The sequence below is a fragment of the Streptomyces sp. NPDC017936 genome (genome assembly GCF_044328485.1).
GTDB lineage: Bacteria > Actinomycetota > Actinomycetes > Streptomycetales > Streptomycetaceae > Streptomyces.
This window is the reverse complement of record NZ_JBIRHK010000010.1, coordinates 256,217-267,592: the sequence shown is the minus strand read 5'-3', so window position 1 is coordinate 267,592 and position 11,376 is coordinate 256,217. Positions and strand designations below refer to the sequence as shown.

Annotated in this window: 8 protein-coding genes; 3 read left to right on the top strand and 5 right to left on the bottom strand. The window is 73.1% G+C overall.

Translation table 11 applies throughout. The features are described from left to right. Positions 1–29: 29 nt before the first annotated feature. From ACH4F6_RS22590 to ACH4F6_RS22580, 3 genes are all read right to left on the bottom strand, one after another. Positions 30–281, bottom strand: a complete 252-nt coding sequence (locus ACH4F6_RS22590) for a DUF6458 family protein (protein ID WP_397962097.1) — start codon at positions 279–281, stop codon at positions 30–32. A 102-nt stretch (positions 282–383) separates the two neighbouring features. Next, positions 384–1,733: a M18 family aminopeptidase gene (locus ACH4F6_RS22585; protein ID WP_397962095.1), complete on the bottom strand. Its 1,350-nt coding sequence runs from the start codon at positions 1,731–1,733 to the stop codon at positions 384–386. Between the two features lie 124 nt (positions 1,734–1,857). Beyond that, positions 1,858–3,684: an acyl-CoA dehydrogenase gene (locus ACH4F6_RS22580; protein ID WP_397962093.1), complete on the bottom strand. Its 1,827-nt coding sequence runs from the start codon at positions 3,682–3,684 to the stop codon at positions 1,858–1,860. Positions 3,685–4,076: 392 nt separating this feature from the next. Here ACH4F6_RS22580 and ACH4F6_RS22575 point away from each other — a divergent pair, with 392 nt between their 5' ends. Together ACH4F6_RS22575 and ACH4F6_RS22570 are read left to right on the top strand one after the other, a co-directional pair. Next, positions 4,077–4,544 carry an SseB family protein gene (locus tag ACH4F6_RS22575; protein WP_397962091.1) on the top strand — a complete coding sequence of 156 codons (468 nt, stop codon included), beginning with the start codon at positions 4,077–4,079 and terminating at the stop codon, positions 4,542–4,544. Positions 4,545–4,718: 174 nt separating this feature from the next. After that, entirely contained in the window at positions 4,719–5,696 is a 978-nt protein-coding gene (locus ACH4F6_RS22570; protein ID WP_397962089.1) for a pirin family protein, read from the top strand. Between the two features lie 123 nt (positions 5,697–5,819). On the opposite strand, the gene ACH4F6_RS22565 is transcribed toward ACH4F6_RS22570, so the two are convergent. Beyond that, the gene (locus ACH4F6_RS22565; RefSeq protein ID WP_397962087.1) at positions 5,820–7,826 is read right to left on the bottom strand and encodes a hypothetical protein; all 2,007 of its coding nucleotides are present in this window, start codon (positions 7,824–7,826) and stop codon (positions 5,820–5,822) included. 175 nt (positions 7,827–8,001) lie between these two features. On the opposite strand from ACH4F6_RS22565, the gene ACH4F6_RS22560 reads away from it, so the two are divergent. Then, positions 8,002–9,090: an AI-2E family transporter gene (locus ACH4F6_RS22560; protein WP_397962085.1), complete on the top strand. Its 1,089-nt coding sequence runs from the start codon at positions 8,002–8,004 to the stop codon at positions 9,088–9,090. Here ACH4F6_RS22560 and ACH4F6_RS22555 read toward each other — a convergent pair. Then, positions 9,018–11,198, bottom strand: a complete 2,181-nt coding sequence (locus tag ACH4F6_RS22555) for a SpoIIE family protein phosphatase (protein WP_397962083.1) — start codon at positions 11,196–11,198, stop codon at positions 9,018–9,020. The genes ACH4F6_RS22560 and ACH4F6_RS22555 overlap by 73 nt on opposite strands. Positions 11,199–11,376: the final 178 nt, after the last annotated feature.

Here is an 11,376-nt window from a genome sequence, read left to right as displayed (position 1 = left end):
CCCTGGCCGCCGCTCGGCCGTGGTGGTGGTCAGACGCCGTAGCCGTCGCTGTATCCGCCGCGGTGGTGGTGGTGCTCCTCTTCGACGACCGTGGTCGAGGCCGGGGGCACCATCACCCGGCGGCGCCGGGCGATGCTGCTGAAGGTCGTCACGCCGATCAGGCCGACGATCATCAGGATGATCCCGACCATGTCGAGGTTGACCCCCTGCATGTCCCAGTCGGTCGCGAACGTGAGGATGGCTCCCACGGCGATGAGGATGATGCACCCGCCGAGGCCCATGAGTGTCGCCTCCCTGATCGGTGTACCGGTTGTTCCGGTGTCCGCATCCGGGTACCCCGGCGGGCAACTCCCATGCAGGAGCGCTCCCTTGCGCGGGCGGCGCTAGCCCTCCAGGAACGCCGCCAGGGCGTTCGCCAGCAGGTACGGGTCGTCGGCGCCGCTCAGTTCGCGGGCGCTGTGCATCGACAGGATGGCCACGCCGATGTCGACGGTCCGGATGCCGTGCCGGGCCGCGGTGATCGGGCCGATGGTCGTGCCGCACGGCATGGAGTTGTTGGAGACGAAGGACTGGAAGGGGACGCCGGCCTTCTCGCAGGCGGCGGCGAAGACCGCCCGGCCCGAACCGTCGGTCGCGTAGCGGTTGTTGACGTTCACCTTGAGGATGGGACCGGCGTTGACGCGCGGGTGGTGCGTCGGGTCGTGCCGCTCCGCGTAGTTGGGGTGGACCGCGTGGCCCGTGTCGGAGGAGAGACAGACGGTGCCGGCGAAGGCCCGTGCCCGGTCCTCGTACGACCCGCCGCGCGCGAACACCGAACGCTCCAGCACGCTGCCGAGGAGCGGCCCGTCCGCGCCGGTGTCCGACTGCGAGCCGTTCTCCTCGTGGTCGAAGGCGGCCAGGACGGGGATGTACGGCAGGGCGGCCCCGCCGGTCGCCACGGCAGCCAGGGCCGCCGTGCCGGCGTGCACGGACAGCAGGTTGTCCATGCGCGGCCCGGCCACCAGCTCCTCGTCGCGGCCCAGGTAGGCGGGCGGCTCGACGGAGTGCGTCATCAGGTCCCAGCCGGTGACCTCGCCGGCCGGCAGTCCGGACTCCTCCTCCAGGAAGGCGATCAGGTCGCCGTCGCGGACGTCGTTGCCGAGGCCCCAGACGGGCTGGAGGTGGCGCTGCTTGTCGAGCTTGAGGCCCTCGGACGACACGGAGCGGTCCAGGTGGATGGCGAGCTGCGGCACCCGCAGCAGCGGCCGGTTCACGTTCACCAGGTGGGTGGAGCCGTCCCGCAGGGTGAGGCGGCCGGCGATCCCCAGGTCGCGGTCGAGCCAGGAGTTGAGCAGCGGACCGCCGTAGATCTCCACGGCGACCTGGCGCCAGCCGTGCGCCCCGGTGTCGGGCAGCGGCTTGACGCGCAGGTTGGGGGAGTCGGTGTGCGCGCCGATGATCCGGAAGGGGGTGTGCGGCGCGGCGCCCTCGGGGACGTACCAGGCCACGACCGCGCCCCCGCGCAGCACGTACCTGCCACCGCTCGCCCCGTCCCAGGCGTCCGTCTCGGCGACCTGCCGGAAACCCGCCTTCTCCAGCCGCTCGGCGACGTTCGCCACGGCGTGGTACGGCGACGGGCTCGCCGTCAGGAAGGACATGAGGTCGTCGGTGTGGCCGCGGTCGAACGGCGCGGATGCGCGCGAAGCGTTCTCCGCGGGGGTGGCGGCGGGTGACGGGTGGGCCGGTTCGCTCATGGGTTCACCTTAACGACGGACGAAGGCCCGCTCCCGGTGATGGGAGCGGGCCTTCGTGAGGACGGTGTGGAGTTTCGCTCGGCTGTACGGATGTGTCCGGAAACGCGTCCTCGGGGGACGTGTCCTAGAAAGCGGCCTCGTCCAGCTCCATCAGGTCCAGCTCGACGCCCTCGGCGATCTTGCGGGCCAGGGTGACGCCGGGCAGGACGTTGGCGGCGAAGAACTTCGCCGCGGCGATCTTGCCGGTGTAGAAGGCCTTGTCCTTGGCGGAGGCCGTCTCCAGCTTCTCGGCGGCGATCGCGGCGCCCTTGAGCAGCAGGTAGCCGACGACGACGTCACCGGAGGCCAGCAGCAGGCGGGTGGTGTTCAGGCCCACCTTGTAGATGTTCTTGACGTCCTGCTCGGTGGCCGCGAGGTCGGTCAGCATCAGGCCGACGATCGCCTCCAGCTCGACGGCGGCCTTGGCCAGGTGCTCGCGGGCCGAGGACAGCTCCTCGCCGCCCGTGCCGAGCGCCAGGAACTTCTTGATGTCCTCGGCGAGGGAGTTCAGCGCGGCGCCCTGGTTGCGGACGATCTTCCGGAAGAAGTAGTCCTGGCCCTGGATCGCGGTGGTGCCCTCGTACAGGGTGTCGATCTTGGCGTCGCGGATGTACTGCTCGATCGGGTACTCCTGCAGGAAGCCGGAGCCGCCGAAGGTCTGCAGCGACTGGGCGAGCTGCTCGTAGCCCTTCTCGGAGCCGTAGCCCTTGACGATCGGCAGGAGCAGGTCGTTCAGCGCGTGCTCGGCCTTGGTGTCCTCGCCGGCGGCCTCCTTGACCGCGATCGCGTCCTGGATCGAGGCCGTGTAGAGGACGAGGGCGCGCATGCCCTCCGCGTACGCCTTCTGCGTCATCAGCGAGCGGCGGACGTCGGGGTGGTGGGTGATGGTGACCTTGGGGGCGCTCTTGTCCATGAAGTTCGCCAGGTCGGGGCCCTGGACGCGCTCCTTGGCGTACTCCAGGGCGTTGAGGTAGCCCGTGGAGAGGGTGGAGATCGCCTTCGTGCCGACCATCATGCGGGCGAACTCGATGATGCGGAACATCTGGCGGATGCCGTCGTGCTTGTCGCCGATCAGCCAGCCCTTGGCGGGGTGCCGGTCGCCGAAGGTCATCTCGCAGGTGTTGGAGGCCTTCAGGCCCATCTTGTGCTCGACGTTGGTGGCGTAGACGCCGTTGCGCTCGCCCAGCTCGCCGGTCTCGAAGTCGAAGAGGTACTTCGGGACCAGGAAGAGGGACAGGCCCTTGGTGCCGGGGCCGGCGCCCTCGGGGCGGGCGAGGACGTAGTGGAGGATGTTCTCCGACATGTCGTGCTCGCCGGACGTGATGAACCGCTTCACGCCCTCGATGTGCCAGGAGCCGTCCTCCTGCTGGACCGCCTTGGTGCGGCCGGCGCCGACGTCCGAGCCGGCGTCCGGCTCGGTGAGCACCATGGTGGAGCCCCACTGCTTCTCGACGGCGATCTGCGCGATCTTCTTCTGGACGTCGTTGCCCTCGTCGAAGAGGATGCCGGCGAAGGCCGGGCCGGAGGAGTACATCCACACGGCCGGGTTGGCGCCCAGGATCAGCTCGGCGTACGCCCAGATCAGGGACGGCGGGGCGGTGGTGCCGCCGATCTCCTCGGGCAGGCCGAGGCGCCAGTACTCCGAGTCCATGAAGGCCTGGTAGCTCTTCTTGAAGGACGCGGGGACCGGCGCGGTGTTGGTCTCCGGGTCGAAGACCGGCGGGTTGCGGTCGGCGTCCGCGAAGGACTCCGCGAGCTCGTTCTCCGAGAGGCGGGTCAGCTCCTCGAGGACGCTCCTGGCGGTCTCGGTGTCCATCTCCTCGAACGGGCCGGTGCCGTACAGCTTGTCGCGCCCGAGTACTTCGAAGAGGTTGAACTCGATGTCGCGGAGATTCGACTTGTAGTGCCCCATGGCGACGGCTCCCGGCTCCGTAGAGAGATCGGCGAGGCACTGGATCCTCGCGCTAGTTCACGTACCAACAAGTAGCTAGACGATGATGCTACCCGTCGGTAATAAGACGCAACCCCGATCCGCGGAACTGTGACAGGTCACACCGGGACCACGGAGGGCCGTGGTGACTCCCGTCCCCGAGTCGCCCGTCGCCGTTGCCGGTTGCCGCTCGCGGCCGTCCCCGACGACGCGGTCCCCGCCGGTGCGGCGCCGTCACGGGTGCCCCCCCGGTGCCGCGGGCGCCGTGTGCGGCGGACCGCCGGCGACCGGCGGGGCGGCCGCCGGCCCGCCGCCGGTCCCCGGGGCTCCGGTACCGGCCCGCCGCGCCCACCGCTCTCGGTAGGCTTGCGCGCATGTACGGATACGGCATGGACGGTGGCGGCGCTCAGCAGCACTACGCCCCGCCGCAGCAGCCCATGGCCGGCGGATACGGCCAGCAGCCGCCGCTGTACCCCGAGCCGTCCCCGCCCTCGCTCGCGGACGCGGTGCGCGCCTTCACCACCGGGCAGATGGCCGCCGAGGACTTCCAGCAGGTGTTCGCGACCTCCAAGGTGTACTGCCCGCGCGGCGACAACCCCGGATTCCTCGCCCTGCACAACACGCAGCAGCCCGTGATCCCGATGTTCTCCACGCTCAAGGAGCTGCGCCGGTACGCGGGCAAGGAGTCCAAGTACTTCGTGATCACGGGCGCCGAGGTGCTCGACCTGCTGCCCACCGGCTACGGCTTCGTCCTCGACATGGAGGGCGAGCACCGGATGGTCTTCGACGCCAAGGCGGTCGAGCAGATGGTCGACTTCGCGATGCGGCGGATGTACGGCTGAGCGCCGGCGGCGGACGGGACCCGGGTGCCGGAGCGGCGCCGAGTCAGGCCCTGGACGCCGGATCGTCGGTGGTGGAGCCCGGAGGGAATGTCCTCCGGGCTCCCGTCGTTCAGGCTGGCGGAAAGTTCAACGCTCAACTAAAGTGGAGCGCACGTCGCCCAAGGAGGTACCGACATGCCCGCAGTGACCGTCGAGAACCCGTTGACGCTGCCCCGCGTCGCCGCGCCGGCCGACGCCGTGGCGCGCCCCGTGCTCGGTGTGACGACCGCGCCCGGCGGCTTCGAGGGCGAGGGCTTCCCGGTGCGGCGCGCGTTCGCCGGGATCCACTACCGCCACCTCGACCCGTTCATCATGATGGACCAGATGGGTGAGGTGGAGTACGCGCCGGGAGAGCCCAAGGGCACCCCCTGGCACCCGCACCGCGGCTTCGAGACCGTGACCTACATCATCGACGGCGTCTTCGACCACCAGGACTCCAACGGCGGTGGCGGCACCATCACCAACGGCGACACCCAGTGGATGACCGCGGGCTCGGGCCTGCTGCACATCGAGGCGCCGCCGGAGCACCTGGTCATGTCCGGCGGTCTCTTCCACGGCCTGCAGCTGTGGGTGAACCTGCCGGCCAAGGACAAGATGATGGCCCCGCGCTACCAGGACATCCGCGGCGGCTCCGTCCAGCTGCTGACGTCCCCCGACGGCGGCGCGCTGCTGCGCGTCATCGCCGGTGAGCTGGACGGCCACGCGGGCCCCGGCATCACGCACACGCCGATCACGATGATCCACGCGACGCTGGCGCCGGGCGCCGAGATCACCCTGCCCTGGCGGGAGGACTTCAACGGCCTCGCCTACGTCCTGGCGGGCAGGGGCGCGGTCGGCGCCGAGCGCCGCCCGATCCACCTGGGCCAGACGGCGGTCTTCGGCGCGGGCTCCTCGCTGACCGTCCGCGCCGACGAGAAGCAGGACGCGCACACCCCGGACCTCGAGGTGGTCCTCCTCGGCGGGCAGCCGATCCGCGAGCCGATGGTCCACTACGGCCCGTTCGTCATGAACACCAAGGACGAACTCATGCAGGCCTTCGAGGACTTCCAGAAGGGCCGCCTGGGCACGGTCCCGGCGGTGCACGGGATGACGGAGAGCGGGCCGGAGGCCTGAGGAACCGGACACGGTGCGCGCGAGGCCCCCGGCCGCGATTCCGCTCGCGGCCGGGGGCCTCGCCCACGTTTCCCGGGCGACGGCGGTGTCGCCGCCGGCCCGGAGCGGCCCGGCGGCTCCCCGTCAGCCCAGCAGCTCCCTGATCGCCGTGACCAGGGCCTCGCCCGACTGCTGGACGGCCGTTCCGGCGATCAGCGCGGGCAGGGAGCGGGCGGCCGTGCGCAGCGCGGGGCGGAAGCCCTCGCCGTCCGGGGCGGTCAGGGCGCCGGCCAGGACGGACGCCTGGTCCTGGAGGGCCTGCGGGTCCGCCAGCAGGGCGGCGTGGTGGTCGACGTCGGCGCGGAAGGCCTCGAGGAGGCGGGCGACGGAGTCGAGGGGCGCGCTCGCCTGGCCGGTCCCCGACTGGGTGATGCGGGACAGGCGGTGACCGACGGCGTTCTGCGCGGTGCCGTTGTTGTCCCCGCCGATGCTGATACCGGCACCCGGGGCCCTGGCGGGCTCGGGTGCCGGGTCCCTGCGCGGGAATCCCGGGCTCATGAGCACTCCTTCGGTCGTGTTCCCGGGCGGACGAGGAGGAGGCGGCGGGGACGGGACCGCCGGGACGGCGTCCGGGCCGGTCGCGGCGCCCGGGGCCGGGCCGGCGCCCGTGTGCCGCGTGGCGGCCTCCGCGTCCTGGGCCACGTGCGTCACCCGCACGCCTCCCGCGAGCTGGACGACCCCGGTGTTGTCGCCCAGCACGTGAATGCTGTTGATCACCGTGCGGCGGTCGGAGAACGCCTCCGTCGCGAAGCCGTGCCGCTCCAGCAGGGACTCGACGGCGCTGAGGACGGCCGACTGCATCAGCTCGACGTGGCGTTCGGCGTCGCCGCGCTGGTGGAGGTCGGCGGGCGCGGCGAGGGAGAGGGCGTCACGCAGGCTCAGCGGGCCGTCCGGCGCCGCCGGTCGCGTCCCCTCGGCCGGCGTCTTGCGGATCCGCCGCCACAGCGCGTGCCACGGGACGGCCGTCCGGCGCAGGCCCGTGAGCACGGCCGGTCCGGTCGGGCCGGGCAGCGCCAGCAACGGCGCCATCACCTGGGGCCGCATCGTCAGCCGCAGCTCACCGGCCTGGAGCGCGGCGTGCACGAAGAGGTTGACGACCAGCTGCCCCTCCCAGCTGACGCACTGCGCCCGCAGGTACGGCCGGTCCGGCCGGCCGAGGCCGCCGGCCTGCGGGGACGCCCGTCCGTCCTTGCGGTTGCGCTCGAGCCACAGTCCCGCCGGGAGGGCCAGCACCCGCGCCACGGAGAAGCCGGGCAGCGGGGCGGTCTCCGTCGGCTCGCCGGGCGCCGACTCCCCGTGCCCGGCCGCGCTCAGGGCGACGGCGATGCTGTGCAGGAGGTCGGCCTCCCGCAGGGCGACGACCGGCCGCTGCGGGTGCTCCGGCCGCAGCGGCACCCGGAGCTGGGCCGCGCCCCGCACGTCCCGGCCCGCGCCGATGAAGCGGCCCAGGTCGTCGTACGGCAGCTCGGTGCCGTTCTGCCGGGCGGCGAGCCGCTCCACCCGTCTTCGGCGCGGCCCGCCGACGGGGGGCAGCCGCTCGCGTGTACCGCCGTCCCGGACGGCCCGCTCCCGCGCCGCCCCGGCGGCCACCGCGTCCACCACGTACACCAGGGCGACGGCGGCACCCAGCACGAGGGGCAGTTGGACGCTGCGCGTCCACAGCTCCACGAGCCCGTCGTGCCGCTGGATCGCCAGCAGGGCGAAGATCCAGTACCCGGCCAGCGGGAGCACGGCCCAGCCGGTCCCCGAGGGGCCCAGCACGTAGGCGCAGCCGAGCGCCACCAGCCAGGTCAGGGAGGCGAGCGGCGCCCAGACGGCGACCAGGACGAGCACCGCGAGCAGCGCCGCGCGGCGGGCCAGCCGCAGCCGGCGGGCGCGCACGCCGTGCGCGAGGACCGGCACCAGGTCGAAGCCGTACGACGGAACCGAGCGGGCCGGGTCGCGCAGCACCTCGTCGATCAGCCGGAAGAGCAGGTCCTCGCCCCACGGCGTGCGGTCGCCGGCCCGGTCCGGGCGGGCGTACACCGCCGTGCACAACTGCCGTGTGACGTCGGATCCGGCCGCCTGCGGCGGTAACTCACCGATCGACAAGGCTCTCGTCCGCACCTCTCACCGTCCCCGTCCGGCGCACGCTGCGTTCCAGAGCATCTTCACCTCGGGCGCTCCGCCGCGCCATACCCCCACCGCCCTCGGGCGGGTGACGGGCCGTCACCCGGGCGGTCCGTCCGCACAGGACAACGTCCGGGGCGTGTGGTCCGCTGGTCCTGTGCGCCTGCTCCCCGCCCCCGTCCGCCGTCTCGCCGCCTGGTGTGCCGTCCTGCTCCTCGTCTCCGGTGTGGCCTACGTCGGGATCCGGCTCTGCGCGCAGTTGCGCACGGCCGTCGTGCCCGTGCTGCTCGCCCTGCTCGGGACCGCGCTGCTGGGACCGTTCCACCGGCGGCTCGTCAAGGCGCGGGTCAACCGGTCCGTCGCCGCCGGGGTCACCTGCGTCGCGGTCGTGGGGGTGGTCGGCGGGGCCGTCTACATCGTCGTCGCCGCGCTGGTCGACAGCGGGGACCAGATCGTCGTGGCGCTGAAGGGCGCCGCGCGGGACGTCGCCCGGCACTTCGGGGCGGCCGGGACCTCGCTGGACGACCTCGCCTCCAACGCCCGCCAGCTGCTGGCCAAGTTCGGGGGGACCGCCGCGTCCGGCGTCCTCAGCGGGGTCAGCGTCGTGGGCGAGACCATCGCCATGGCCGTGCTCGCCCTGCTGCTGGTCTTCTTCTTCCTGCGCGACGCCGACCGGGCCGTCGGCACCCTGCGGGCGGTCGCGCCGCACGGCACCGCGGACACGCTGGAGGCCATGGGGCGGCGTGCCTTCCACGCCGTCGAGGGGTTCATGCGCGGGACGACGGTCATCGCGTTCATCGACGCCGTGTGCATCGGCGTCGGGCTGCTCGTCCTCGACGTGCCGGGCGCCGCGGGGCTCGCCGCGCTCGTCTTCGTCGGGGCGTACATCCCCTACCTCGGCGCCTTCCTCTCCGGTGGCGTGGCCGTGCTCGTCGCGCTCGCCGACCGCGGGTTCGTGATCGCGCTGTGGGCGCTCGGGGTGGTGCTCGCCGTGCAGGTGCTGGAGGGGCACGTGCTCCAGCCGGCGATCCAGAGCCGGACCGTGCAGATGCATCCCGCCGTGGTGATGCTGACGATCACGGCGGGGGCGTCCGTCGCCGGGATCCTCGGCATGCTGCTCGCCGTGCCGCTGACGGCGGCGGCGTTCGGGGTCGTGTACGAGCTGCGGCAGCGCTACGCCCCCGACGGGGCCGCGCCCGCCGCTCCGTCGCCGCCCGGGCCGTCGGGTCCGCAGCCCGGTTCGTAGAGGTCGAACCAGATGCTCTTGCCCTCGCCCCGCGGCGCCACCCCCCACTCGTCGGCGAGCAGCTCGATGAGGACCAGGCCGCGCCCGGAGGAGGCCAGCTCTCCGGGGCGGCGCTTGTGCGGGAGCGCGTCGCTGGTGTCGGTGACCTCGATCCGCATCCGGCGCTCGCCGGGCCCGCCGGTGACCTCGGCGACCAGCAGGGCGTCGGCGTCGGTGTGCACGAGCACGTTGGTGAGCGTCTCGGAGACGAGCAGGACCGCCGAGTCGACCTGGTCCTCGCTGGGCCAGTCGTGCAGCAGCTCGCGCACCTGACCGCGGGCCTCGGCGATCCGCTCGGGTTCGGCCTGCGCGATCGTCAGCACGGTGCGCCGCACGGGCGGCCGTGCGGGGACGGCGCCCTCCCCGTGGCGGCCGAGGAGCAGGACGGCGATGTCGTCCTCCCGCCGGTCGGCGAACGGGCCGGTGGTGTGGTGCGAGGACGGCCCGTGGACCGCCTGGACCAGCGCGTCCGCCAGCTCCTCCAGGCCCTCCTCGTGGCTCTCCAGGATCCTGCGGATCCGCCGCCAGCCGGTGTCGAGGTCGTGTCCGCCGGTCTCCAGCAGACCGTCGGTGCACAGCATCAGCGTCTCGCCGGGCTCCAGGGCGAGGCGGGTGGTGGGGTAGTCGGAGTCGGGGTCGACGCCGAGGGGCAGTCCGCCGGCCGTGGCCCGGACCAGGACCGTGCCGTCGGCCGTCCGGACCGCCGGGTCGAGGTGGCCGGCCCGGGCGGTCTCCAGGACCCCGGTGACCGGGTCGACCTCGACGTAGAGACAGGTCGCGAACCGCAGGTCGGCGGCCTCGTCGTCGGTGTGGGTGAGGCCGTGGAGGAAGCGGGAGGCGCGGGAGAGGACGGCGTCGGGACGGTGGCCCTCGGCGGCGTACGCCCGCAGGGCCGTGCGCAGCTGGCCCATGAGGCCGGCGGCGCGTACGTCGTGCCCCTGGACGTCCCCGATGACCAGCGCGAACCGGCCTCCCCGGGACTCCGTCCGGGAGGTGCCCCCGGGCAGCGGGATCATGTCGTACCAGTCGCCGCCGACCTGGAGGCCGCCGCCGGTGGGGATGTAGCGGGCGGCGAGGGTCATGCCGGGGATCTCGGGGCCGAGCGTGGGCAGCATGGAGCGCTGCAGGCCGTCCGTCAGCTCGCGCTGGGTCTCGGCGGCCCCCGCCCGGGTGAGGGCCTGGGCCAGCATGCGGGCCACGGTGGTGAGGACGGACCGCTCGTCGGGGGTGAACGCCACCGGATGCGTGAAGGCGGCCATCCAGGCGCCCATCGTGCGGCCGGCCACCGTCAGCGGCAGATACGCCCAGGACTGCCGGTCGAAGTGCGCGATCAGCGGCCAGGTGAGCGGGTAGCGCTCCTTGTACTGCTCGGGCGAGGAGATGTAGACGGCCCGGCCCGTGCGGGTGACCTCGGCGGCGGGATAGTCCGTCTGGAGGGACATCTGGGTGAAGGGCTCCGCGTCGCCGGCGCGGTGTCCGTGCTGCCCGATGATCGTCAGCCGGTCGCCCTCCCTCCCGAAGACGGCGAGGCCGTCCGGGGAGAAGCCCGGCATCGACAGGCCCGCGGCGACCCGCAGCACCTCCTCCGTGGAGCGGGCCTCGGCCAGCGCCCGTCCCGCGTCCAGCAGGAACGCCTCCCGCGAGCGCCGCCAGTCGCCGGTGACGGTGGTGCGCCCGGCGGGGGTGCCGGGCCTCGGCTCGGTGACCTCCTGGAGGGTCCCGATCAGCTCGTACGCCTTCTTCTCCGGGTCGAACGACGGCTTGGAGCGGCTGCGGACGACCCGCACGACCCGCCCCCGGTCGTCCATGATCCGGATCCGGACCTCGGCGAGCGTGCCCTCGGCCACGGCGAGCTGGATCACGCCGGTGATCTCGTTCCAGTCGACGGGGTGCAGCCGGGCCCGGGTCTGGGCCTCGGTGAGGACGGTCTCCTCCGCGGGCAGTCCCAGCAGCCGGGCCGCCTCGGCGTCGACCGTGACCAGCCCGGTGGCCGTGCTCCAGTGCCACAGACCGGTCGCGAGGGCGGCGAGGACCTCCCCCACGGCGGGCAGGGCCTCGCCAGTGCGCATTGCCCCACTTTAAGAACAGCCCGCCGAAGCATGCCACCGATCCTCCCGGGCCACCTGTCGGCAGGGGCGCGGTCGCACGCCGTCCCCCTGGTCCCTCTTCGGTCAGGAGAGCCGATGGCGGCCCGCCCGGTACCCTGGGGGTTGTTTCACGTGAAACGTGCCCCCGATCCGCGAAGAC